Source organism: Lactobacillus sp. C449L (genome assembly GCF_059900815.1).
In genome coordinates this window covers 26,320-52,245 of record NZ_JBWXGA010000006.1, presented here as the reverse complement: position 1 = coordinate 52,245, position 25,926 = coordinate 26,320, and the positions used below count along the sequence as shown (strand labels likewise).

The window sequence follows — 25,926 nt, the reverse complement described above, 5'->3', positions numbered from 1 at the left end:
TTATTATGTTTAAGATTGTTGCTTATGGTGTACGTGAAAATGAAGTAGATTACTTCAAAAAGCTGAATAAATATGATTATGATCTGCAGTTAGAGCCTGAGCTTTTGACTCATGAAAATATTGCAACGGCTAAAGGAGCTGATGGAGTATTATTACGGGCTAACTGCAAAGCTGATGCGCAAAATTTAGCTAAGTTAAATGAGTGGGGCATTAAATATGTTTTCACTAGAACTGTTGGTTTTAATCACATTGATTTAGAAGCTGCAGCAAGGTTTGATATGAAAGTTGCTCGCGTACCAGCATACTCACCGTACGCGGTGGCGGAATTGGCAATGACTTTAGGCATGATGCTTTTTAGGCACACTGCTTTGGCAACTAGCCATACTAAACAAGGCGATTTTACTGTTTCAACTGCAACTTTTTCAGGAGAAGTCCATTCTAGTACAATAGGAATTATCGGAACCGGTCGGATTGGTGCAACAGAAGCACAACTGTATCAAGGAATGGGTGCTAAAGTTTTAGGCTATGATCCTTATCCAAGTGATTTTGCAAAAAAGTATGTGGAGTTTGTTGATCAAGATGAGCTGCTAGCAAAGTCCAACATTGTATCAGTCCATGTACCATATTTCCCAGGTCAAAATGATAATTTGATCAATGCTGATTTTTTGGGAAAAATGCAAAAATCTGCAGTTTTAGTCAATACCGCTAGAACAGAGCTAGCCGATTATTCGGCAATTATTTCTGCTATTAAGGAAGAAGAGATTGCCGGTTTTGCCAGTGATGTCCTGCCAGATGAAGCTGAAGTACTAGGTCACGACTTTAAAGGTAATATTACAAACGAGTTGACTAGAAAATTAGTAGACTTATATCCCAAAGTAATATTAACGCCACATATCGGTTCATATACCAGTCCAGCATTAACTGACATGATTGCTGTTAGTTACGAGAATTTTCACCAAGTACTTGAGACAGGCAAAACTGATAATGACGTTAAACTAGGATAATTAAATAATCAAAGTAGAAAGGCAAGCTATTCATAAAAATAGCTTGCTTTTTTAAATGTTTGATTTATATATCTTCGTTGGCCGTCCAACTTTTAAATACTGGGTCTTTGAAGTTAATCGGTTGTTTTCTTCAAGATAATCTAAGTACTTCTTGGTAGTAATGCGAGACAGTTTAGATTTGCGCGCGACGTCTTGATTAGAAAAATATTCGGGTAGCTCAGCAATGATTGCTTTTATCTTATTTAATGAAAAGGCTGAGAGCCCCTTAGGTAAGTCGTCAAAATTAGTTTTTGTATCAACATTTCCAGTCACAAAAATTTGATCCAGTTGGTTTTGCGAGAGCTGTCGGTTTTGAGTTAAAACGGTATTACAGTTTAAAAAATGATTGATGGCTTTTTGAAAGCGGTCAAAAGAAAAAGGTTTAACCAGATAATCGAGTACGCCGTAGTTAAGCGCTTGGTTAATATTATTACTGTCCTTTGCTGCTGACAGCATGATAACATTAGGATGAAGATCATTTTTAATAAACAGGGTAAGCAAGTCAGTTCCTGATGTTTTGGGCAAGTATATGTCGAGTAATACTAAATCAAGAAAATCATGTTTAGTGATTGAAAGTGCTTGACTTGCAGTTTCAGCTTGGTAAACTTTCAAGTCTTTCGCAGGTACTATTTTTTGCAAGTATTGCTTATTGATTGAGCTAACCATAGGGTCATCTTCAACAATTAAGAATTTTAACATGCTTACTTCCTCTCTTTTAATGGTAATTCAATATAAAAACAGCTACCGTGAGGCTGATTAGCAGATATTTCTATGTATCCTTGATAATTATTGATAATTTGTTTTATTAATATCAAGCCATATCCGTGGTTTGTGCCTTTAGTTGAGTATTTTTGCTTAAATAAATGCTTTTTAGCTTCAGACGAAATACCATTTCCGTCATCTGTGACTTCAATAATAAGGGTAGAGCTCTCGTAATCATAATTAATTCCTAAGGTTATTTGACCAGTATCTTTGATTGCAGCTAAGGCATTATCAATCAAGTTACCCAGAATCTTGATCAAATCAAGATTTAGCTGATCCGAAACTACTGCTTGCGGGAGATGAGAATCGCGGGTTACGATTAAGGCGACTTTTTGCTCTCTAGCTTGGTTTATTTTACCCGTTAAAAAACCAACTAAAGCAGGTGATTCAATCTGGTGGTTTAATTGACCAAATTCTTGTTGATAATTTTGATTAACTTGGTCAATAAAGTTGGCTACGTTATCGTATTGTTTTAATTCAATCATGCCATATATGGCTTGCAATTTATTTAAAAACTCGTGTGATTGTGCCCGCAATGCTTGAATATATTGCTCACTCCCAGCGAGTTGTTCGGACAGCTTTTGATATTTAGACTGGTCCTGTAAAAGCGCAATTTGTCCATAATTTTTCTTTTCGTAAATTAGCTGATTGGTTGAAACAATAAACTCTTTTGCGTTAATTAAAACCGGTTCATTTGTTTTAGTGGTTGATTGGTCACTAGAGAATATCAAGTTAGTTAGAGTGCTGTCAATTTGACTGCCTACTTTAACGGCTGAAAAAGTCTTTTTAGCTAGATAATTTGCTGTAATCACAATTCCTTGATTATTAATTGCAATCAAGGCTTCATCAATACTATCCATAATAGCATAAAGCTCGGTTAACCTAGTGGCAATTTCGTCTGGTTCCATTTCAAACAGAGACTTTTTAATTCGTTCTGCTAAAAAGAGAGCAAAAACAATACCTACTATTAAAGCAACAAAGGAACCAATGATAACTGATTTCTGTGCGGATAAAATTGCTTGGTTAATTGATTTATCAGTTAGGCCTACACAAACCATGCCAACTTGTCGCTGATTATCAAAAATTGGACGAAAAACGCGATAACCGGAGCCCAATATTCCTTTACGATGAGAATAGTGAACCTTTCCGTTACTGGATTTTTTAGCATCGCTTGGTGAACTAAACTTTTTGCCAATATAACTTTGAGCAGGATGAGAGTATCGAACAAAGTTCTGGTCTAAAACCACGATAAAATCAACATGTGTAGCAGTGGTAATTTGCGTAGCATATTTTTGAATGGAATTACTTTTTGTGGGTTTTTTCTTATTCGATAGTGCTGTTTTAACGTTCTGACTACTGGAAACTATCTTAGCAATACTGTTGATTTCCTCTTTAATAGTTTTTTTCTGATTTTGTTCAACATTATATGATGCGATACCGCCTGCGGCTAAGACAAAAATAAGTACCGTTAAAAGAACCAAAAAAATAGTTTTAGCTTTAAGCGTAATGTGTGATTTATGGAGCATTTATCTATTCCTTATTTAGTAAGATGATTTTATCCCAAGTATAAACTACATTAAAGGAATTCTTTAGTATAAATTTTTGCCTAGATATGTTTAAAAATAGGATATACTTAAGCAAAGAAATTATGGAGATAGAAAATGACCAATGTTAATAATTTAGGGTTACTGAACTCACTTAGTGAACTAATTAATTCTCATTATGATAGTGGAAACCATGCAATTGCATCTTATTTAGTAAAAAATATTTCTCGTCTAGATAAAGTTACTGTTAACGAAATCGTTGATAATGCTTTTGTTTCGCGTTCGGCAGTCCGGAGGTTTTGCGAAAAATTAGGGTATTCAAGTTTGGTTGATTTGAAATCCTCTTTTTCAAAAATAATTTTCCCAAGTGATATTCGGCACCGCACTATTGAAGATTACCAAATAAATAATTTACAATTGACAAAAATGATTAAAGAAATGCTTGATGACATTAACTCAACTTTTACTGGCAAATCTTTAGATGAGATTGTAAAGAAAATAAAAGCACATAATAAGATTATCTTGTTATGTGCTAACAATACAAGTAGTACACTAATCAAATTTCAGCAAGAAATGATTTATGCAAATAAAGTAGTTGTTGTTTTGGATCAAAAATATCGCACTAATAAGTACTTAGAATCAGTAGAACCTAGTTCTTTGTTAATCACAGTTTCTACATCAGGTAAGTATGCTGAAATAATGAATGACGTCATACGAGTGCTTCCAGGAGAGAAGATAATTATTACTGGAAACAAAAATGAAGAATTGACGAAAAGTTATGATCATATTTTCTATATTAGTAAAAAGAGCTTTTCGGAAGATTATCTTGGTATATATGGAAAATACGGAATTACGTATTTGTTTGACCAGATTTTTCTACGTTACGTTTCATTATTTAAGTAAGCATTTTGTTTAAAAAGCAAGTAGTTCATTTTTTGAACTACTTGCTTTTTTTTAAGTTGTTAATATAGCAATGTAGATAGCGCTATTAATTAATTTAAACAAAAGCAAGGAGGAACATTAATGAGAAAATTTGCGGAGGTATATAAAGATAAAGACTTTTTGTGGGGAGCTGGAACTGCTGCGTATCAATGCGAGGGTGCTTGGAATGAAGATGGCAAAGGTCTCGGCGAATGGGATTACTTTAATCACTACAGCAATTTAAATGTTAATAATGTAAATGGAGATATTGCTTCCGATTTTTATCATAAATATAAAGAATACATTGATTTGTTATCAGCTGGTCACCAAAATACAATCAGATTTTCAATAGCCTGGGATCGAATCCTACCAGAAGGAACAGGGACAGTAAATCAAAAAGGAATAAGTTTTTATAATCATGTAATCGATTATGCAATAAAAAAAGGGCTAGAGCCAAATGTTTCTTTATTTCATTATGACTTACCGTATAAATTAGCTCTTCAGGGGGGGTGGCTAAACCGAAAAATGACGGATTATTTTGCAGATTTTGCAAAAGTTTGTTTTGAAAGTTTTGGCGATCGTGTGAAAGTTTGGTCAACAATAAACGAGCCTAGATATTACAGTTATTGTGTCAATATAGTGGGCAACTATCCGCCAAATCGTCACCTAGATTTTCAATCATATTTTCAGTATCAATATAATTTAATGATTGGAAGTGCTAAGGCTGTTAAAGTTTTTCACGATTTAAAAATTGATGGAATCATTGGAGTTGTTCATGATAATGGGAATGTAGAAATAGATCCCGTAACTAAAAACAAGGAAAAAATTCAATTAATTGGTGATTTTTTTTATAATCGACAAATATTATGCCCAGCTTTACAGGGGAGAATGCCAGAAGAAACTAACGAGGTACTTAATTACTTCAATTGCATTTTGTATAGTGAAGACAAAGATGAGGATATTTTAACTACAGGTAAAGCTGATTTCTTAGGACTAAATGTATATAACCGACAATATTTAACAGATGGAACGGACGATGAAACAAAAGTTTTTCATAACAATAAAGGCAATCGGAGCAAGATAAAAGAAGGAATTAGAATAAAAAATATTTTTAAGTCTTCATTTGATCCTGATGCTAAAAGAAATGAGTGGGGACGCGAAGAAATTCCTAGAGTAATGTACACTGCTTTAAAAGAAGTACAAGAAAAATATAATCCTTCACTAATCATGATTACAGAAAATGGACATGGTGGTTATGAAAAGGCTGATGGAAGTGGATATGTTGAAGACAATAACCGTATTGAGTTAACTTTGGAATTTTTGCAATATTTACTGAAGGCTAAGGAAGAAGGGGTTAATGTGCGTGGCTATTACCATTGGTCCGCAATGGATTTATACAGTTGGATTAATGGATATGAAAAGCGATACGGTTTGATTAGAGTGGATTTTGACAATGATCTAGTTTTAAAGCCAAAAAAGAGCTACTACTGGTACCGCAACTTCATTGACATGTATTTTGATAGGAGTTCAAAAAATGACTGAGAAAAGAGACTTTAAGCAAATTGCCAGTGACATACTGAATTCGGTTGGTGGCAAAGAAAATATTTCTGATGTTTATCACTGTGCAACTAGGTTACGAATTGTGGTAATTGATGCATCTTTAGTCAATAAAAATAGTTTAGAAAAAGTTGATGGAATTAAAGGCGTTGTAATTAAAGGAAATGAGGTTCAGAGCTTTATTGGAACTAAAGTGGACAGTTTCTATAACGACTTAATACCTTATTTGCACTTAAAAAAGGAAACTAATCAAGAGAAAGCGGTAAATGAAAAAATAACTATTAAAAGTGTCTTATCCAAAGTACTTGACTTTATTAGCGGAGTAGTTCTGCCAATTATGCCGGTAATTGTGGCAGCTGGGTTTTTATTAGCAATTCTTAATATGTGCAAAACCTTCTTCGGTTTGAATCCAAAAAGTGGAACTGCGATTGTTTTAACTAGCATTGCATCTGCCGGCTTTTACTACATCCCAATTTTTGTAGGTTTTCAAACTGCTGCTAAATTAAAAATCCCAGCCGCAATGGGTGCATTTTTAGGTGCAATTCTAACTTTTGGAGATATAAATAATGTTGCAGGCTTGAGCTTTCTAGGAATTGAGTTGCCCAAAATGCAGTATAACGGAACGTTATTGACTTCCATATTAGGTGTATTATTGCTTGCATTTATTTATAAATTAGTTGATAAAATTATGCCAAAAGAAATAACATACTTTTTTACTCCACTGATTTCAATTTTAGTCGCTGCACCGCTTACTTTAGTTATTATCGGACCAATCAGTAATTCGATTAGTTTCGGTATTGCTGGATGCTTTAATTGGCTTAGTGCCAAGGCCAACTGGCTAGCTTTTGCTTTATATAGTGCGTTAAATCCAATCCTTGTTATGTTTGGCATTGATAAAGGATTTGTTCCAATAGCAATGAATAACGTTGCGGAGTTTGGTTATGATACATTAATTTATCCAGCGGCTCTGCCAAGTAATGCTGCAATGGGTGCTGCGGCGCTTGCTGTCGCAGTATTTAGTAAAAAGAAAATTACTAAAGGTGAAGGGTTTTCTGCAGGTTTCACTGGTTTGATGGGAATTACTGAACCGTCTATTTTCGGATTTTTGCTTCCATACCGTCGCGCATTAATTGGAGCAATTTCAGGGGGTGCAATTGGTGGACTAGTTGGTGGTTTACTTCATATTAAACAAGGAGCCTTGATGGCTCCTGGGTTTATTTCATTGATTTCATATTTTGTAGGTAAGAATCCTACTACGAATTTTACCTGTGGTGTTATTACTTGGCTAACAGGAATAATAGCTAGCTTTGTTATTACCACAATTTTGCTTAAATCGGATAAAAGCAGGGAACAAAATGTTTTATTCCAAGATAGCATTTCCACATCAAATGAAGAATCAAAAGATAACGAAAAAGTTGATAGAGACAATCTTGAGTATATTTATGCTCCAGCTACGGGTAAAGTTGTTCCACTTGAAAAAGTAAATGACGAGTTAATCGCTAAAAAAAATCTAGGCGAAGGTTTTGCTATCATTCCAGACAATGGCAACATATATTCACCTGTTAGCGGAGTAGTAGAAGCGGTTTTTAGTACAAAGCATGCAGTAGGTTTTAGAACTAGTAATGGTTTAGAGGTACTACTTCATTTGGGTATAGATACGGTCGAACTTGAAGGCAAACCATTTGATATTATGGTAAAAGAAAATGATCTTGTGAAAGCAGGACAACAACTAGGAACAATGAACATCAATCAAATAAAAGCCGCAGATAAAGACCCAATTGTGATTACACTAGTTACATCAACAGATAAATTAGCATCTAAAATTGATCCTGTTGAAAAGCATATTAATAACGGTAGTATTGTTATTTCAATGAAACTGAAATAATTATTACTAAGTAGTTTTTAAAACATCCATACTAAATCAATATATGAAGTTTAGAAGCCTAGATTGGAGAAGTAACACAAAAAGACTTAAGAAAAGCCACCAGAATCAATATTCTGGTGGTTTTTTAAAATGAAACGACTAGAACCTGTTTTAGAATAATCGATATAGTTATTATTTAAAAATGACATATGAACTCAATTAGAATTGCAATTAACCGCTTTCTTTGCTAAACTCATAAGTGGTATCAACCAGTTACAAAAGGAGGAGATGCAATGGGCAAGCCACTTTACCAACAGGTAATTAACAACTTAGAGACGCAAATAAAAGAAATGAAGCCAAATGAGAAGTTGCCCAGCGAACGCCAATTATTAGTCAAGTATGGAGTCAGTAGAAACACTATCAGACTAGCGTTGCAAGACTTGGAAGGACGCGGGTTAATTTATCGGCTACATGGCAAAGGAACTTTTGTATCAAGCATTTTTCTTAGTCAGACTAACATTGGAGGAATGTACTCTTTCTCAGAAGAAATGACCCGAGAGGGAAAAAAGGCATCTACTCAGAATTGCAGTCTCGATTTAATCATTCCCGATCAACATATTGCTGATCAACTGAACTTAAAGTCTAATGAAAAAGCTTATAAGCTAATCAGACTTCGCTTGGCTGATAATGAGCCTCACATTTATAGTACGACGTATTTGCCAGAAAAACTTTTTCCAGAACTAAACATTAATGATTTAGAAAAGACAACTTTATATGGTGTATTGAAAAGCAAGTATGATCAGACTAGTGTAATGGCGTTTGAAGACGTGCAAGCAGTCAGTTTGAATGAAGAGGAAAGCAAATTTTTAAGCGAAAAAGTTGGATCTCCGAGTCTGAAAATTTTTCGTAAAACTATCAATGATAAAAATATTCCCATTGAGTTTACGATTTCGTTTGCACGTGGAGACAAGTTTATCTATCGCTCGAAACAATACAATAATTTAATTTAATTTCTAGGAGGCTAAAAAGTGTTTTCAAAAACAAATAAAGAATTAGAACAGCTGGGAGCAAAAATCACTACACGCGAAATAGAACAGCAACCAGAATTATGGCAACAAACATGGTCTATTTATCAAGAAAAAAAGTCTGAAATAGATGAGTTTTTAGCTACAATTAACCAAAAATGGGGAAAAGTTAGAGTTATCTTCACGGGTGCAGGTACTAGTGCTTATGTTGGCAATACCATAACACCATATTTACAAAAACATGGAGATAGAAGTAAATACAATTTTGAAGCTATCGATACAACCAAAATTGTATCAACGCCTGAAGACTATCTGGAAAAAAGCACACCAACTATCTTAGTTTCGTTTGCGCGTAGTGGTAATTCTCCAGAATCAGTAGCAACTGTCGAATTAGCTAAAAAAATGGTCACAAATTTGTACCAAGTTGCGATTACTTGTGCCCCTGAAGGAAAATTAGCTCAAGACTTAAAAGGAGATGCTACTGGTCTGGTATTATTAATGCCCGAAAAGTCATTAGATCAAGGCTTTGCGATGACAGGTTCATTTTCATGTATGAGTCTTGCAGCCTTGCTTGTCTTTGATACACTAACTGATCACGAGAAAAAAGAAATTATTGATCAAATAGCTGAAATGGGTCAGAGTGTAATTAATCGTGAAGCTGAAATCCAATCACTAGTTGACACTGATTTTAATCGAATTGTGTATATCGGAAGCGGATGTCTTGGCGGCTTGGCTGAGGAAACTCGTCTAAAAATTTTGGAATTGACTGCTGGTGAAGTTGCAGCACTGTTTGACACTTCGATGGGCTTGCGGCACGGCCCTAAGTCATTTTTAAATAGCAATACGATTGTTTTTGACTATGTATCTAACAATTCATATACCAGACAATATGATCTTGATATCTTAAATGAAATTAAAGATGATCAGATTGTCCCATTAGTAATGGCGGTAGGTCAAGAAAAGGAAGGCCAAAACTATTCAGGCGCTTCATTTACCTTTTCTGAAAAGAAGCTTTTGCCTGACGCTTATTTAGCTCTACCTGATGTCATGTTTGGTCAAACAGTTGCGCTTTTGACATCTATCAAGGTGAACAATAAGCCTGATACTCCTTCACCAACTGGGACGGTCAACCGCGTGGTTAAAGGCGTGACAATTCACGAATTTAACTAAGTAATAAAAGTGCCCTTGCAAAAAAAGCGGTTAAATTTAAATAGTTAATTGACAAAAACTGGTAGGTACCTTATCATAATAGTGAAAGCGTTTTAATATAAAGTCTAGATATCTTTGTAAGATATGGAGGAAGATTATATGAATATTGTGGGTGCAAGAGTTGACGAACGCTTAGTTCATGGTCAAGTTGCAAATTTATGGACACCAAAGTTGCAGGTGGAGCGTATTATCGTTCTTGATGAAAAAGCAGCTAAGGATGATATCCAAAAAAGCGGCCTGAGAATGGCTACACCAATGACAACCAAATTAAGTGTTTTATCAACCGAAGTTGCTGCTGATCATTTAAGAAATAATCGCTACGGCAAACAAAGGGTTTTCCTTGTGGCTAAAAAGCCTAAACCGTTTTTAGATCTTCTTAATCTTGGCATTAAATTTGACACTTTAAATGTTGGTAATATGTCAAAAAAGGATGATACTACCGAATTAACTAAACAAGTAAGTGTTAATGCCGATGATGTTAAAACCCTTAAGGAAATCGCCAATCAAGGTGTCGAAATAATTGCGCAGTTGAATCCAAGTGTTGATGCAGCTGATGTAATGAAACTAATTGATGAAAAAATAAAGTAGGAGGAACAAAATGGCTTGGTGGCAAATATTACTGCTTACATTGTATGCAGGTTTAGAAATTCTTGATGAATTACAAATTTATTCATCTTTAAACACTCCTGTTGGGGCTGGCTTGATTGCTGGTCTAATTATGGGAGACATGCAAACCGGGTTGGTCATCGGTGCTTCAATGCAGCTGATGGTCTTAGGTGTAGGTACTTTTGGTGGTGCTTCAAGAATTGATGCAACAACCGGTACTGTTTTGGCAACTGCGTTTTCAACAACTGTCAAGGGTATGAGTCCTCAGGCAGCTATTTCGTCAATTGCTGTCCCGGTTGCTGCAATTATGGTTGAATTGGATGTCTTAGCAAGATTCGCTAATACATACTTTTCACACCGAATTGATCACTTAATTGATCAAGATAAAATTAATTATAAGGCAGTTGAAAGAAATGTTCTTTACGGAGCACTTCCGTGGTCACTGTCACGTGCAATTCCGGTATTTATCGCTTTAGCATTTGGTCAAGGACTAGTTCAGACAATTGCTAACGCCTTAAATGGAGACTTCCTATGGTTAGGTCAAGGACTGACTGTAGCTGGAGCTACACTTCCAGCAGTCGGCTTTGCAATTTTACTACGTTACTTACCAGTTAAAAAACATGCGGCTTACCTAATTCTTGGGTTTACCGTTACAACGCTTTTCTCGGTACTATTTACGAGTATTCAAACTTTGGGCACTGGTATTGCAGCAGTTAACAAGAGCTTTTCGGCAATCTTCAATGGTTTGCCAATGTTAGCAATTGCGATGATTGGTCTGGCTTTAGCAATTTTGCATTATAAGAGTATTCCAATTACTAAAGGATCAGCTCAAAGTTCGGCAGAACAAAGTAATAATGCAAGTGTAAATGATAATAATGAAGGAGAGATCACTGATGACGAACTCTAAACCAAAATATCAATTAACTGATAAGGACTTTAAGCAAATTAACCGTAGATCTTTGTTTGGTTATCAGCTAGGTTGGAACTATGAGAGAATGCAGAATAGTGGGTATTTATACACGATTTTGCCTCAGTTACGGAAAATATACGGTGACGATACTCCTGAATTAAAAGAAATGATGAAGACACATATGCAGTTCTTTAACACTTCTAACTTTTTCAATACGATCATTACCGGTATAGACCTTGCAGTTGAAGAAAACGAAGGTATTGAAGGTAAGGACACCGTTACAAGTATGAAGGTCGGCTTGATGGGTCCATTTGCTGCGATTGGTGACTCAATTTTTGCATCATTGATTCCAACAATTTTCGGTGCTTTGGCTGCTTCAATGGCTACCCAAGGAAATCCGATTGGTGTAGTCATTTGGGTAGTAGCCTGCTTGTTAATTTGTGTATTCCGTTGGCAACAATTACATTTTGCTTATGAACAAGGGGTTTCGCTTGTAACTGACATGCGTGACCGCCTTAATGCACTGACTGATTCAGCTACTGTACTGGGTGTATTCATGGTTGGTGCTTTAGTAGCCACAATGGTGAACATTAAGTTTGCTTGGGTACCTCAAATTGGTAAGGTATCGATGAATATCCAAAATAACTTAGATCTGATTATTCCAAAATTGCTGCCTGCTGCAGTTGTTGGCTTTGTTTACTGGCTTTTAGGTAAAAAGGGCATGACTTCTACAAAAGCAATCTTAATTGTTTTAGTACTTTGTGTTATTCTAGGAGGTACAGGAATCATTGCCAAAATTTAGGCTGTGATTCCTAAAAACTAGTATCACATTGTGTTATAAGGAAAAAGATTCTAATGGCAGAGAAAAAATTAATTTTAATTAGTCATGGTTCTATGGCAGAAGGATTGAAGGCGAGTGCCGAGTTAATTATGGGTGAACAAGAAAATGTTCGTGCAGTATGCTTGCTTCCTTCTGAGGGTCCTGATGATTTCAAAAAGAAATTTGAAGACGAAATAGTCGGAACTAGCGATGAGGACATTACTGTTTTTGCTGACTTGATGGGTGGTACACCAGCCAATGTAGTAAGCAGATTGATTATGGACGGTAAAAAAATACACCTAATTTCGGGGATGAATTTACCTCTAGTAATTGAATGGCTTAACAGTCAAATGAGTGGTATGGATTCTGATTATATTACGGCTGGAAAAGCAGGCATGGTTGATATTAATGAAATGCTAGCCAACATGAAAAATTAAATTTAAAAAATAAAAAAACCTAATCTTAGTAGTGACTTTCTGGGGTTAGGTTTTTTATTTTGCTTTATTAGAACTAAAAAAGTATCTGAATTACTTCAAGTGGATTCAGCTTTTGGTTAATAGTAGCTACGCCATTTTCTATAATTACTTTGCATTTTTTAGCTAGGCATTTTTTACCAGTTTTTCTAATTATTGTTAATTCTCTTGATTGCAAGTCGTCTTTTAAGTGCCACCTGATTTCGGGATAGCTATCTAAAGTAAAGTTGGCTATCCAGGCAGCTTTACCATCGTCTTGAACAAGTAATTTAACGTTGGGCATTTGAACTAAATAATCAAGTGGCTTAAGTGTATCTAGCATTTGTTGCAATAAGCCCTGCTTGTAGCTGGTATATTGCGACTCCCACTCGTGTCGAGGATCCTGTCCCATTGGTAATACTAGTGTCTTCTGGTCGATAATTGCCATGAAGTTGCCAACTTTTTCATCGATAGAATTGTATGCAGAGGACCAAATTTTACAGTCACTATTAACTTCATAACTTAACTTTAAATAATCGCCAGTGTGTTGCAACATCGTAATTCTAGGATTTTGAACACCTTCAACGATATACCCATCAGCTTGTTCAAACGATTGAAAAGCCGTTCGGCATTTATGCCATTCACTTTTTTTAATATGAAGTAACCCAGCTAAATTACGATCAATCAGAACTTGTATGCTTTCGCCATCAAGTAAGACAAAATTGTCTTGAATGAGTTTGGTAATTTGTTTGTTGGTAAAATTACGCAATAATTGGCCTGAAATTGCAAGCACCTGATGCTTTAATTCAGTTTTGGCATTAACAGGTAAGATAGTTGTAGCAAATCCAAAAGAGCCAAGCAAACTGGCCCAATTTTTTTCGTGAGGCAACAATTCAGTAACGTCGTGACCAGTAGTTGTTTGAAGATGATAGCTTGAATCTTGATCAACTAAAATATTAATACCACGCAAATGGTTAACTTTAAGTCGGTTTTCGGTCAAACGATTAACAAATGGTTTTATTTCCGCTAACATATCTGCATATTGCCAAGAAGGATTAATCCCATTTCCCATCATATCAAACAAATTCAGTAGGATCCCCTTACTACCGACTAAGACGGCGGTAATAATTTGGAACTTAGTAAAAGACAAAGACTTAGCAAATGGTGAGTACATGTAATTTTCAAGTTCTGGATAAAGTTCAGCATCTTCTTTTAAAAAGGCAGCGGTAATGCGAGTATATTCTTCAAAATCACGTCCATATTTTAATGGTGCAACTTCGTTATACGCAGGTAGATGTGGGCGAGCGACTTTAGGATGGCCTGGCCCAGCTTGGGCTTTAAATAGTGCATCCCAGTCTCTACCTTCCAGTGCGTGCCAATCAGGGTATGAAGTCATTTGGGCTAAATCAGTTTCAGGGCTAATTTTGTGTACAGCCTGCTCAATTAAATGTTCAGTTTCAATCATTTCTTTGCGAGCTTGATCCAAATATACCTTGCGCTCTTTGGTAACTTCTCCAGGCTGCAAAAGTTTCTGCACAAATTCTGCGCGTGACTCTTTTCGCCCAAGTTTTTGTTCATAAAGCTGCATGTGATAATCGCAGAAACACATCAATTTTAATGGAGTGTGATTATAATGTCTAAAATCATCTTCAAGCCATAAGCGACGGGGATGAATGCTGGCATATTCAGCATATATTCCGGTAATATAGCGGCGCCATTTTGGGTCAGCCGGACAAGCCATATCTTCTGCCTTTTTGCCGTCAAGATCGACAAAGGTGTTGAAACCAATGGCAGGGTTAACTTGATATCCCCGATCAGAGTGCATGATTGTTGTCCAAGGATTTAAGCTTGTGGTAACACCAATCTGTTTTAGTTTCTGTTGCAACGGTTTAATTGCGGCCAGCCAAGTTTGAGTTTCTTCTTGGGTCAGATGACTATGGTTAAGCTCTTCTCCATTAATGAAAAAAGCAACATCGTCAATTTGGCCTTTTTTAACAAATTCTAATAACTTTTGATCTTTTTCCGGTGTGTTTGTACGCGGATCTAGCATGTAACGTAATGTATATATAAAACCCATAGTAAATATCCTATATTAATAATTATGATATCGTTCACAACAAAGTTTAGCACAAATTTTCCTTTCGAAATATCAATCAAGTAAACTAATTCTTTACGTAATTTCTCTTAAAGTGTTTATTGGTCAGTCGAAAAAGAATATAATCAATTTATCAAGCACTGTTAAAAAAGTAATTCAAAATAAGGAGGACAGTACAATTAACAACAAAAATAATGGCTCTTTAGCTCAAAACATAACTAATCGGCCAGAAAAGCAAACCATAAAGAATGTAGTCAAACAAAGAGAGTACTTCGAAATTGTATTTTCTAATAATCTGGTTGCTCGTTTATACATACTAAACTCGAAAACTATTCGTTATTATATCGATCCAACTAACAAGTTCATAGATCCAGAGCAATCTCAACCAGGACTAAATGCCCAAATTTTCACTCAAGATATCTACGGCTATAATGGTATGACTGGGGCTAAGTTGGAACAAACAAAATTAGGTTGGCAAATTAATACAAAGTCAATTGAAATAGATTTTGATCAAGAAAATGGCACGATGAGTGTCATTAAACATGGTCAAGCAGTGATGCAAGAAACTGAACCAGTAAAATGCACTGCCCAAGAAACTACGCAGACGCTTAAGACTGATGCCGATAGCTACTACTATGGCGGCGGTACGCAAAATGGACGATTTGACTTGACAGGTGCGGAAATAAAGATTGTTAATACCAATGATTGGGTAGATCAGGGTGTAGCTTCTCCAAGCCCTTTTTACTGGTCTTCCAAAGGATATGGAGTGGTGCGTAACACATTTACGCCAGGAAAATATCTTTTTAATAATAACGGTGATGGAACCATCAAAACATCTCATCAGGAAAATAGATTTGATGCAATTTATTTCTTTGACAGTTCATACTATGATTTGATTCATGATTATCATGAGCTGACTGGTGAGCCGATTCTTATGCCAATTTTTGGCTTTTACCAAGCTCACTTAAACGCATATAATCGCGATTACTGGGTGGAGGTTTCTGCAAATACTGAAAAAGCCATTAAATATCCTAATGGAAAATATTATAAAGAATATCAACCAAAAGATTTACCAGCTGAGTTGAAAGATAAATCTATTCGTGAAACTTTAAATGGTGAAAATGGAGGTGTGAGTTATCTATTAAGTGCGCGGGCAATGATTGATCAGTATTTAGCTCATGACATGCCAATTGGCTGGTTTTTACCAAATGATGGTTATGGAGCGGGATACGGTCAGACTGATACTCTTAATGGCAATTTGGAAAATCTAGCGCAATTTGTTGAATATGCAAATTCTAAGGGAGTTGAAGTTGGTTTATGGACGCAACAAAATCTTGAACCGGTTGATCCTGCCAATCCCAAACCGGACGATCGTGACTTTGAAAAAGAAATAGAAGCCGGTGTAGTTGCTTTAAAGACTGATGTCGCCTGGGTAGGCGATGGTTATTCTTTTGGTCTTAATGCTACCCAAACGGCTGCGAAGATGATTGCTAAAATTAAGGGTAATGAGCTTCGTCCATTTATTGTTACCGTCGATGGTTGGGCTGGTACCCAAAACACTGCCGCTGTTTGGACTGGAGATGAAGCTGGCGGTGAGTGGGAATACATTCGTTTCCAGATTCCTACATATATTGGAAATGGTCTTTCAGGACAGCCAAACTCTGCTTCAGATATGGACGGCATTTTTGGTGGGAAAAATCAAATAATTAATACGAGAGATTACCAATGGAAAGCTTTTACGCCTATTCAGCTTAATATGGATGGCTGGGGTGACAATCCTAAAAACCCATTTGCATTTGATGAGACGACAACAAAACTAAATCGTGCTTATCTTAAGCAAAAAACTATGTTGTTGCCATATATTTATAGTATTGCGTTTATTGCAACATTTGCGGGCAAACCAATGATTCGTGCAATGTTTCTTGAATATCCTGATCTTCCGCAAGCTTATACAGAAATAGCTAAATACCAATATTTGTGGGGTGATAACTTTTTGATTGCTCCAATTTATGAAGAAACCGCGATGGATCAAAATGGCAATGACATTCGTAATGGCATTTATTTACCAGATAAGAACCAAATATGGATTGATTTTTATACCGGTCAGGAATATCAAGGCGGTCAAATTTTAAATAGTTTTTCTGCTCCATTATGGAAACTCCCTGTATTTGTAAAAGCAGGAGCAATTATTCCAATGACGACGGCTACAAATACTCCACAAGAATATTTGTCGAGTCAAAAAATGCGCAAGTTCCTATTTTACCCAGATGGAACAAGTGACTTTACTGTTTATGAGGATGATGGTATTTCGGCTAAATATCGGGAAGGAGAATTCGCCCAAACAATTGTAAAGAGCGTTAAAAATAATTCAGATTTGGAAATTGCAGTTCTACCAACTTCGGGTTCATATAAAGGAATGGAAAAAGTTAAGTCAACCGAGTTGATCATTAGAGGCAAAAAATATCCTAGTACACTAAATGTAAAATGTGGTACAAGCAACATTCAGTTGCGACGTGCAAATGATGTAAAGGATTTTCAGAAATCAACAAATGCATATTTTTTGGATCAAAAATATTTGGTCAATCCATATTTAGCTGAATTTAGTAATGAACTTGGTCAATCATTTTTGCGAATTAAACTTGCAGATATGGATGTGACGAAAAGCGAAATAATCGTTTCCTTGAGTGACTTTGAGTAAATCTGTTATTAAAGCTATCGATATTAAGTAAAGCTTTTCAAAGCAAGCTATCATTACGAAAAGATTTACTTATACACTACTGTTCTTTAAAAGCACTTGATATGGGTATATAATAACATTGTGCGATTAGAGAGAATGTTAAAGGAGATTTATAATGAGAACAATTTCTTCCGAAGTTGCAAAACACATGGAAAATTTGTCTACAGATGATGGAATAATCAGTGCTTTAGCAATTGACCAACGAGGTTCACTAAAGACAATGCTAGCGGAGGCTGCAAATAAGCCTGCAGATGAAACAACAATTGTTGATTTTAAAAAAGCTGTTTCAAGTGAATTAACCCCTTATGCTTCATCAATTTTAACTGATCCGGAGTATGGCCTTCCGGCCACGAAAGTTAGAGACCAAAACTGTGGTTTGCTTCTTTCTTATGAAAAAACCGGTTATGATACCACTGAACCTGGCAGAATGCCTGACTTAATTGCTAATCAATCTGGTTTGCGGATTAAAAAAGAGGGCGGAGATGCCATTAAGTTCTTGGTCTACTATGACCCTGACGAAGGAAAAGAAATTAATGATAAAAAACAAGCTTTTGTTGAGAGAGTTGGAGCTGAATCTAAGGCTAATGGTTTACCATTCTTTTTAGAAGTGTTGACTTATGATGCTGGAATTGAAGATGCTAAAGGCGCCGAATTTGCTAAAGTTAAACCAGACAAAGTTTTGCAAACAATGAAGGAGTTTTCAAAACCTGAATATGGTGTTACTGTATTAAAAGTAGAAATTCCTTTTAATATAAAGTATGTTGAAGGCTTTAATGGCAGCAACGAAGTTGTATATAGCCAAGAAGAAGCCAAAAGTTTATTAAAGAAGCAATCGGATATAACTGATTTACCATATATTTTCTTATCAGCTGGTGTAACTAGTGAAGAGTTTATTGCCGAAATAAAAATGGCTGAAGAAGCTGGTGCTAATTTTAATGGTGTTCTATGTGGCCGAGCAACTTGGAAACCAGCAATTAAACCATTTGCTGGTGAAAGCGAAGCAGCAGGAAGAAAGTGGCTTTCAACTAGGGGTAAAGAAAATATTGAAAATCTAAACCAAGCGCTTGGTGGTGCAAAGTCTTGGCGCAATAAACTAGATGTAAAATAATTAAATATTTTATGAAAAAAGTTGTCTATAATAATATAGGCAGCTTTTTACGCACTTTCATATAAAGTCGAATGAAGTTGTTAGGTGGAAAGAAAATCAGCCGTTTCATTTTTAATTCCCGAAGTTGATAGCGATTCGCATTTGAATTATCTATCAAATACAGCGAAACTGTTAACTCACGAAGAACTTGTTAAAAAATTGAGAGCGGCAAATAATTCTCAGGAGATTTTGACACTATTTAAAGAGCATTAAAAATAAAAAGGTAGAAGATTATTCTTCTACCTTTTTTGCATTTTCCATAGCCTTCATAATTGATGGATTCTTCGTATGGCAGTCTTTAATCATTTGTAGGTCTTTTTCGTCTAATTCAACTTGGTATTTCGTCATAATAGTTCATCCTCTCACAAAAAATATATTTTTACTATAGCACTTTTTAGAAAAAGTAGATAAGGTTGTAATGTTATTTTACATTTTTATTACAGAAGATGCTTTTGTCTAGACCATTTGCTAAATACAAACATTAGTTCTTGCATATAACAAATCAAATTAAAAACATTATAACAAAAGGATTTGATAAACCCTAGTCATTTGTAAAAGCTATGTTACAAATGTGACAAGTATATTTATCTAGGTAATTTTTTCTTAAAGTTCAAGAGACCATCTTGTTATAATATTGAAATTCTTTCGCAGTAGTATATATTCAGTCAAATTGATCATAGTTTTTTATTTTTACAGTTTGACTTAGAAAAAAGAATAGGGAATTTTATTTAAGGAGAGATTTTTTGAAGGTAAAGTCTATCTTAGCTAAAGCCATAGTTACGGTATTAGCCGTTTCAGGCTTGCTTGCTGTGAATGCTGCAAAGGCTGATTCAGTTCAAGCAGCAACAGTTAAGAACGATACGAAAGTTGTAACTGTGAATTACGTTGAAGGCAATTCAATTCGCGTTTGGAACAGTTATAAACATCCTGAAGCTACCAAACAAGTTTTACCAAGTGATTCTTCTTGGAAAGTAATCAAGACAGCTTACGACAAAAAAGGCCACAAATGGTATGACTTAGGCAAAAACCAATGGGTAAAAGCTAAGTATGTCAACAAAGGTTACTATCCTGAAAATGCTGGTGTAGGAACTAATAATGGTGCTGGTGGTGCAATTGAAAGCAATGTAAATTACAACACCAATAATCAAAGTTACGGAGCTTCTTCTGCTTCTGAAGCAGAAGCTCAAGCTTGGATTGCCAGTCGTGAATCTGGCGGCTCATACAGTGCACAAAATGGCCAGTACATTGGAAAGTACCAGCTTTCGGCCTCATATTTAAACGGCGATTATTCCGCTGCTAACCAAGAACGCGTTGCCAACAACTACGTTATGCAACGCTATGGCTCTTGGGTTGCTGCCAAGTCATTTTGGCAAGCAAACGGTTGGTACTAATCTAAACGCATTTTAAAAAGTAAATAACATTTTAATAGAAAAAAGCAGGAGCTATTTAATTAATTCCTGCTTTTTTATTTTCAATTTTTGTCATGTTATACAAATTTAATGAAATTCATCAACCAATAATGTTAATATGGAAATATATGCAAAAGCCGAAGTAATTAGCCAGAAAACTAATTAGTTTTGAGATTGCATTAAACCGGAAAGAGCCAATCGGTTAAAGTACTCTTGAGGAAGATAAATGAAGAAAAGCAAATTAGCTATCGCTATAATTAATGTTGTTTTTTTAGTATCATTTCCTGTTCTAAGTGTTGCTGAGTCTCACGAAGTTGCTGCAGCTACAATTCAAGGTTATGTAAAAACTAAGAAGAGCAAAAAGGTTCGTCTGTATAAAGCTTCAGGCAAACACTCAAACTATTATGCTAGTCCGGAGCGCTATTATCCGTATAGTACCAAGAAGAAAATCGGTAGCAAAAAGTTGCCGGCATACAAAATCGGTAATAATTCTCACTGGATTTTGGCTAAAGATGCAAAGATAGTTAAAAACTTAAGTTCTAACGGCTACGCACAAGCAAAAATGAAATTACCAGCTGGATACACTAAAGCGGAGCTGCTAAAAGCATATCAAGGTAGTCCAAGCAAAGCCTTTGTTAATGCTTCGATGAAAGGTATGAATATCAATACTTTTAGCCAAATCGTCGACGGAGAAAATGAAGAGGATAATCAGACTCAGGTAGATTTAGGACATTTAACTCCTAAACAAGTTGATACCTTAACTGCTTTTTCTTTACGTTTGATTAATGAAGCAAGAAGTGACTTAGGACTTGATCCTTGGCAAGACAGTGCTGGCGCGAAAAAGTTAGCTGAAGATATTGCAACTGAGTACACTAAAAATAACAAGACGATTAAAGACAGTCATTATGTGCCTGGAATTATCAACGCTTGTAAGGCAAATGGGCTTAATTTAGAAGACAACTATGTTGAAGATATGGCTGGTTTCTATAACCAAAGTCAAATCATGACCATGACTGAATTGAAAAAGAGCGTTTACTTTGGCCTGAAGCAGATGATTTTTGGATATACTGGAAGTGGTGAAGGCGGCCGTAAAGACCGTAGCAATTACCGTGAATGGGAACATGCTGGTGATTTATTCAATACGCAAGGATCTTTGCATGATGGTGATTACAACTACTTTGGTTTTAGTATTTCCCATACAAATGATATTTGTTCAATGCACTTCATAAGTGTGCCAACATATATTGTAAATAACAAAAAATATAATGTTAATTTCCAACCTTAATTAATGGTTAAACAAAAGCAGTCCGAACTGGGCTGCTTTTTTGCGGAAAAGAAGTGTAAAATGTAAAATTAATCTTATTATGAAATAGAAAGGTTATAACCATGTCTGTTTATCTTCGTTCCGCTGAACTCAATGATTTAAATAAAATCATGTCCATTATTGATGACGCAAAGTTACTAATGAAAAAAGATGGCAATCCACAATGGCAAAACGGTCGTCCGAATGCAGAAATCTTAAAAAACGACATCAACAAAGGGCAAGCCTATTGTTTAGTAGTCAATCAAGAAATCGCCGGAATTGCTGTTTTACAAACTGCACCTGAGCTAACATATAAGCAAATTGCTGGGCATTGGCATAATGATACGGATCAATATGCTACAATCCACCGAATAGCACTGTCAAGTAAGTTTCGCGGTCAACATTTAGGCTTAATTTTTATTTCTAATTTGCTTTCACGTGGAGTAGCCTTAGGCATCAATAATTTCCGTATAGACACTCATGCTATCAATAAGCGTATGCAAGGTTTAATAAAAGCAGCCGGTTTTGCGTATTGCGGAATAATTCACATTGATAATACTGAAAACGGAGCTCGCTTTGCATACGAGCTTAATTTGTAATAAGAAAAACCACTTTTTTGCTTGACTTGAGTGATTCTGTTTTTTATACTATTTAATGTTGAGCAATCATGTAATAGCTCAAGTATATTGGGTTATAGCCAAGTGGTAAGGCACTAGTTTTTGGTACTAGTATGCGCTGGTTCGAATCCAGCTAACCCAATTGTTCTTACGAACACCCAACCCGGAAAAAGACAGTTCATAATTGAATTGTCTTTTTTTCTTTTTTAAATTTTATTGCTAAGTTTTAGTATAATTGAGTAACCAAGGCAAAATTAATGGAGAATTAAGCAAAAAGTGTTGAATATTTCAAAAGATAAAACGATTATATTTGGTCATCGTGGGTATCCTTGTAAGTTCGCTGAGAACTCTCTTGAGGGCTTCAAATTCGCGGTGAATAATCACGCAGAAGGCGTCGAGTTTGATGTTCACTTAACCAAGGATAATGTTCCTGTAGTTATGCACGATGAACAAGTTGATCGCACTACAAATGGAACAGGTTATATTAAGGATTTTACGTTCAAAGAACTACAACAGTTGCGTCTGGCAAATGGTGAACAGGTCCCCGAACTAGAAACTGTACTGGCCTTACTAGATAATCAAAACATCTTGATTAACCTGGAGTTTAAAACTGGGATAGTTCACTATCCAGGTATTGAACAAATTGTTTTAGATCTGACTCAACAGTTTAATTTTCTCCATCCGCTTATTTTTTCTTCGTTTGATTATAATACTTTAAAAAGATGTCAAAAAATCGATCCTAACCAAGTTTATTGTTTATTGGCAGACACTGATTTAGATAATGCGCTTAAAGTAGTCGAAGAAAACCACTTTAATGGTATTCATCCTGGGAAATTGATCACTACTGAAAAGCCAGTAATTCAGCGCGTTTGGACGGTTGACGACCCAAAGACAGCGCAAGAGTGTTTTCAAGACCACGTTGCAGGCATTTTTACAAATAACTATCCAGAAATGATTAAGTTGCGAGATCAGATTCAAAAATAAGCGCGCTTAAAGTAGATTAATTACCAAACTTCTTAAAATTAGCGAGTAATTAAAAAAATATGGTAGAAATATAATTTTATTAAATGTATAATCTACTAAAGCGAAAAGGAAAGTTTGGTGAAATAAATGGTTAATTTAATTAAATACACGAGAAAAGGCTTGGCTGATGCTCCTTCAAATCCAATTCTGAAGTTTTCTGACTATGCTAGCAAGATTCCTGACGTTGTCAAGTTTACCTTGGGTGAGCCTGATTTTAATACTCCGGATCATATTAAAGAAGCCGGGAAAAAAGGGATAGATGAGAATCATTCTCATTATGCACCTTCTAATGGAACAATCGGTTTACGTAGAGCGGCTGCTCAGTTTTTAGCTGACAAATATGATCAAAAATATGATCCTGAAACAGAAGTTTTAGTTACCAATGGAGTTACTGAGTCTATTTTTGATACGGTTATGGCATGTTTAAATCCTGGGGATGTAATGGTGGTTCCCACTCCAATTTTTCCGCTTTATATGTCGGACGCCAATATTCTTAATGAAGGAGTTGAAATAGTTAGGGTAGACACTTCTGCTGATGGATTTAAGCTGACCCCGGCAAAATTGCAAAAAGTGATTGACGACTATGGTGATCGAGTTCGGATGCTAATTATGAACTACCCAACTAATCCAACTGGCGTAATGTACAATCAGGATGAATTAGATAAACTCGCTGATGTTATTCGGGATAAACCAATTTTTGCTTTGTGCGACGAAATATACAGTGAGTTGAATTACGATCAGCCTCATGCTTCAATGGAAAAATCGCTTCATGATCAAGTTGTTTTAATGAACGGAGTTTCAAAGGCCTGGGCAATGACAGGATATCGGATTGGAATAGTTTGTGCACCTCAAGAAATCTTAGAACAAATTGCCAAGGTTCACCAAACAATCGTTACTACTGAACCAACCCCAATGCAGGATGCTGCTGAAGAAGCCTTCAAGAATGGTATGGATGATTCACAGCCGATGAAAAAAGAGTTTCAAAAACGACGTGATATCTTGTTTAATGGTTTAACTAAAATCGGGTTTGATTGTGTACAGCCGCAAGGCGCATTTTATGTTTTTGCCAAAATACCAGAAGGCTTAGAACAAGATGACACTAAATTTATTTATGATTTAGTTGATAAGGCTAAAGTAGCTGTAACAAGTGGTTCTAGCTTTGGCGCCTCTGGCAAAGGCTATATTCGTTTCTCATATGCCGTGGCAATGAACCAAATCGAAGAAGGTCTGAAACGAATTGAAAAGTATGTTAAAAAGTACCAAAAATAAGCTGTAAGAATTGGACAATTTCCCCTTGCAATTACGCATGTTTTTAGATAAGATAGTTAACGTGCGTAACGGAGGAGTAGCGAAGTGGCTAAACGCGGCGGTCTGTAAAACCGCTCTCCCTGAGTTCGGCGGTTCGAATCCACCCTCCTCCATTATTATTGGGTTATAGCCAAGTGGTAAGGCACTAGTTTTTGGTACTAGTATGCGCTGGTTCGAATCCAGCTAACCCAATTAAAATTGACTATAATTACAAGTAAAAGGCAGCTGATTAGTTGCCTTTTTACGTATTTTATAAGAAACTACGGAATAAAACAGCAAGTTGAATATTATTGACATAAGAGTATTGGCAGAAGTCCTTTTTAATAAATGTCAATAAATAGAGGCTGAATTAACTACTATGTGTAGAAAAATAGTACAATAGTAGCTAGTCAACTTTTCATTTTAAGAAAGGGAATTTTATGTCTAGACTAGTTAAAGTAGGCGCCGGGGGAGGCGAAGTTGGCTGGCATGAAGCGCTAAATGACTTGCGTGCTGACGATGTTTTGTTTCTGGAGCCAGGTTTTTACGAATTACCACCAAACCGAGATCTTTGTGATGTTACGGTTAAAGGGACTGGCAGTTTGCCAGAAGACACAACAATTCTGGGGCACGTTAATATTTCGGTTGACAGCCAATTTGTTAATCTAGAAAACTTATGTATTAACACTAATGATGACTCTAATAGCTTATTTGTGCCAGCTGAAGCCAACACATATTTAACACTTCGCAATTGTGTGATTAAAGGATTTGGCAGTGACACTGCTGCAGTTGCAATAAACGGAAAAGTAACTCTTGAATTATATTCAACGATGATTCTAAACGGATCTGTTTCTATTTTTGAAAAGGCTGATTTTCGAATAGAAATGAACGATTCTTCAATCGAGCATGTTTCGGAAGAATTTGGTGCATTAGCCATCGAGGGACACGGAACTGCAATAATTAATAATTCCCGTATCTATGGAAGTATTGATACGTTTTCTAAAACCAATGCCGAAGTTAATCTTAATAACTCGGTCATGGATTCTTTGCTAATTCAGGGAAAAGTATGGCTAAATATGCTAAATAGTAGTGTTTTATCAGATGATGACACCTGTATGTATATTACTGAAGAGCCTTGGGTAAGTATTATTGGCAGTAATTTTAAGGGTGGTATTTATCTAGACAAAAAGCCGCACGTGATTATTCAAAATAGTCAAATGAATCGTCTCGTTGCTTTTAATGATGCCAAAATCACAATGACTAACTCGGTGATTATGAGCCATGCTGACTTCCAAGATAAAACAGAATGTACTGCTAGACGGGTTACTTATAATGGTGGTGATGATTATCAGTATTTTTTAGCGCTTGGTGATCATGCTCGTTTAGAAGGACATGATTTAATTCTCAATTCTAACGGTGCTGACTTAGCAGTAAAGGATTGGGCGAAAATGCGTGCTAGTGTAATTGCTAGTAGTGATGAATCAATTTCTGTTGAATGTGGTCAAGAAGCTAATCTCCGTCTCCTGGGAATGAAGTGGACCACTAAGAAAAAATAACAAGTAAAAATTAATTTAATTATGTTTGTACAAGTTAGA

21 protein-coding genes, 3 tRNA genes and 1 pseudogene are annotated in these 25,926 nt (G+C 35.8%); 22 read left to right on the top strand and 3 right to left on the bottom strand.

What is annotated here, in order from left to right; translation table 11 throughout:
• The first annotated feature begins 5 nt into the window (after positions 1-5).
• Positions 6-1,004 carry an NAD(P)-dependent oxidoreductase gene (locus tag AC2JF9_RS07835; protein ID WP_500726686.1) on the top strand — a complete coding sequence of 333 codons (999 nt, stop codon included), beginning with the start codon at positions 6-8 and terminating at the stop codon, positions 1,002-1,004.
• Positions 1,005-1,055: 51 nt separating this feature from the next.
• Here AC2JF9_RS07835 and AC2JF9_RS07830 read toward each other — a convergent pair whose 3' ends face one another.
• Both AC2JF9_RS07830 and AC2JF9_RS07825 read right to left on the bottom strand, forming a co-directional pair.
• A complete protein-coding gene (locus AC2JF9_RS07830) occupies positions 1,056-1,742 on the bottom strand; it encodes a response regulator (RefSeq protein WP_500726684.1) in 687 nt (228 codons plus the stop codon).
• Positions 1,743-1,744: 2 nt separating this feature from the next.
• Positions 1,745-3,331, bottom strand: a complete 1,587-nt coding sequence (locus AC2JF9_RS07825; RefSeq protein WP_500726682.1) for an ATP-binding protein — start codon at positions 3,329-3,331, stop codon at positions 1,745-1,747.
• 135 nt (positions 3,332-3,466) lie between these two features.
• Between AC2JF9_RS07825 and AC2JF9_RS07820 the strand changes: the two genes are divergently transcribed.
• From AC2JF9_RS07820 to AC2JF9_RS07780, 9 genes are all read left to right on the top strand, one after another.
• Positions 3,467-4,252, top strand: a complete 786-nt coding sequence (locus AC2JF9_RS07820) for a MurR/RpiR family transcriptional regulator (protein WP_500726681.1) — start codon at positions 3,467-3,469, stop codon at positions 4,250-4,252.
• 120 nt (positions 4,253-4,372) lie between these two features.
• The gene (locus AC2JF9_RS07815; RefSeq protein WP_500726679.1) at positions 4,373-5,812 is read left to right on the top strand and encodes a glycoside hydrolase family 1 protein; all 1,440 of its coding nucleotides are present in this window, start codon (positions 4,373-4,375) and stop codon (positions 5,810-5,812) included.
• Positions 5,805-7,712, top strand: a complete 1,908-nt coding sequence (locus tag AC2JF9_RS07810) for a glucose PTS transporter subunit IIA (RefSeq protein ID WP_500726678.1) — start codon at positions 5,805-5,807, stop codon at positions 7,710-7,712. The genes AC2JF9_RS07815 and AC2JF9_RS07810 overlap by 8 nt, the downstream gene beginning before the upstream one ends.
• Before the next feature lie 272 nt (positions 7,713-7,984).
• The gene (locus AC2JF9_RS07805; protein ID WP_500726676.1) at positions 7,985-8,701 is read left to right on the top strand and encodes a GntR family transcriptional regulator; all 717 of its coding nucleotides are present in this window, start codon (positions 7,985-7,987) and stop codon (positions 8,699-8,701) included.
• A gap of 18 nt (positions 8,702-8,719) precedes the next feature.
• Complete coding sequence (locus AC2JF9_RS07800) at positions 8,720-9,886, top strand: SIS domain-containing protein (protein ID WP_500726674.1); 1,167 nt, start codon at positions 8,720-8,722, stop codon at positions 9,884-9,886.
• A gap of 138 nt (positions 9,887-10,024) precedes the next feature.
• Complete coding sequence (locus AC2JF9_RS07795; protein WP_500726672.1) at positions 10,025-10,513, top strand: PTS sugar transporter subunit IIB; 489 nt, start codon at positions 10,025-10,027, stop codon at positions 10,511-10,513.
• 10 nt (positions 10,514-10,523) lie between these two features.
• On the top strand, positions 10,524-11,438 hold the full coding sequence (locus AC2JF9_RS07790; protein WP_500726670.1) for a PTS mannose/fructose/sorbose/N-acetylgalactosamine transporter subunit IIC: 915 nt from the start codon (positions 10,524-10,526) through the stop codon (positions 11,436-11,438).
• The gene (locus tag AC2JF9_RS07785; protein ID WP_500726668.1) at positions 11,425-12,243 is read left to right on the top strand and encodes a PTS system mannose/fructose/sorbose family transporter subunit IID; all 819 of its coding nucleotides are present in this window, start codon (positions 11,425-11,427) and stop codon (positions 12,241-12,243) included. The genes AC2JF9_RS07790 and AC2JF9_RS07785 overlap by 14 nt, the downstream gene beginning before the upstream one ends.
• A gap of 53 nt (positions 12,244-12,296) precedes the next feature.
• On the top strand, positions 12,297-12,698 hold the full coding sequence (locus AC2JF9_RS07780) for a PTS sugar transporter subunit IIA (RefSeq protein ID WP_500726666.1): 402 nt from the start codon (positions 12,297-12,299) through the stop codon (positions 12,696-12,698).
• A 73-nt stretch (positions 12,699-12,771) separates the two neighbouring features.
• Here the strand turns inward: AC2JF9_RS07780 and AC2JF9_RS07775 are convergent, their stop codons facing one another.
• Complete coding sequence (locus AC2JF9_RS07775) at positions 12,772-14,790, bottom strand: hypothetical protein (RefSeq protein WP_500726664.1); 2,019 nt, start codon at positions 14,788-14,790, stop codon at positions 12,772-12,774.
• A gap of 112 nt (positions 14,791-14,902) precedes the next feature.
• On the opposite strand from AC2JF9_RS07775, the gene AC2JF9_RS07770 reads away from it, so the two are divergent.
• The 12 genes and pseudogenes from AC2JF9_RS07770 to AC2JF9_RS07715 all read left to right on the top strand — a co-directional run bounded on the left by AC2JF9_RS07770 (position 14,903) and on the right by AC2JF9_RS07715 (position 25,887).
• Positions 14,903-17,506, top strand: a complete 2,604-nt coding sequence (locus tag AC2JF9_RS07770; RefSeq protein ID WP_500726662.1) for a TIM-barrel domain-containing protein — start codon at positions 14,903-14,905, stop codon at positions 17,504-17,506.
• A gap of 154 nt (positions 17,507-17,660) precedes the next feature.
• Positions 17,661-18,653 carry a tagatose 1,6-diphosphate aldolase gene (locus AC2JF9_RS07765; RefSeq protein WP_500726661.1) on the top strand — a complete coding sequence of 331 codons (993 nt, stop codon included), beginning with the start codon at positions 17,661-17,663 and terminating at the stop codon, positions 18,651-18,653.
• Between the two features lie 96 nt (positions 18,654-18,749).
• Positions 18,750-18,905, top strand: a pseudogene (locus AC2JF9_RS07760) (PTS sugar transporter subunit IIA); the annotation flags it as partial.
• A gap of 530 nt (positions 18,906-19,435) precedes the next feature.
• Entirely contained in the window at positions 19,436-20,083 is a 648-nt protein-coding gene (apf, locus tag AC2JF9_RS07755) for an aggregation-promoting factor (RefSeq protein ID WP_500726659.1), read from the top strand.
• Between the two features lie 244 nt (positions 20,084-20,327).
• Positions 20,328-21,386, top strand: a complete 1,059-nt coding sequence (locus tag AC2JF9_RS07750; RefSeq protein WP_500726657.1) for an SEC10/PgrA surface exclusion domain-containing protein — start codon at positions 20,328-20,330, stop codon at positions 21,384-21,386.
• A 101-nt stretch (positions 21,387-21,487) separates the two neighbouring features.
• The gene (locus AC2JF9_RS07745) at positions 21,488-22,003 is read left to right on the top strand and encodes a GNAT family N-acetyltransferase (protein ID WP_500726655.1); all 516 of its coding nucleotides are present in this window, start codon (positions 21,488-21,490) and stop codon (positions 22,001-22,003) included.
• A gap of 88 nt (positions 22,004-22,091) precedes the next feature.
• A tRNA-Gln gene (locus tag AC2JF9_RS07740) sits at positions 22,092-22,163 on the top strand.
• 143 nt (positions 22,164-22,306) lie between these two features.
• Positions 22,307-23,005 carry a glycerophosphodiester phosphodiesterase family protein gene (locus AC2JF9_RS07735; protein ID WP_500726716.1) on the top strand — a complete coding sequence of 233 codons (699 nt, stop codon included), beginning with the start codon at positions 22,307-22,309 and terminating at the stop codon, positions 23,003-23,005.
• Between the two features lie 126 nt (positions 23,006-23,131).
• Positions 23,132-24,313 (top strand): aminotransferase class I/II-fold pyridoxal phosphate-dependent enzyme, encoded by a 1,182-nt coding sequence (locus AC2JF9_RS07730; protein ID WP_500726653.1) that lies wholly within the window; start codon positions 23,132-23,134, stop codon positions 24,311-24,313.
• A gap of 70 nt (positions 24,314-24,383) precedes the next feature.
• A tRNA-Tyr gene (locus tag AC2JF9_RS07725) sits at positions 24,384-24,465 on the top strand.
• 7 nt (positions 24,466-24,472) lie between these two features.
• Positions 24,473-24,544: transfer RNA gene (locus AC2JF9_RS07720), tRNA-Gln, on the top strand.
• A gap of 227 nt (positions 24,545-24,771) precedes the next feature.
• Positions 24,772-25,887 carry a hypothetical protein gene (locus tag AC2JF9_RS07715; protein WP_500726651.1) on the top strand — a complete coding sequence of 372 codons (1,116 nt, stop codon included), beginning with the start codon at positions 24,772-24,774 and terminating at the stop codon, positions 25,885-25,887.
• Positions 25,888-25,926: the final 39 nt, after the last annotated feature.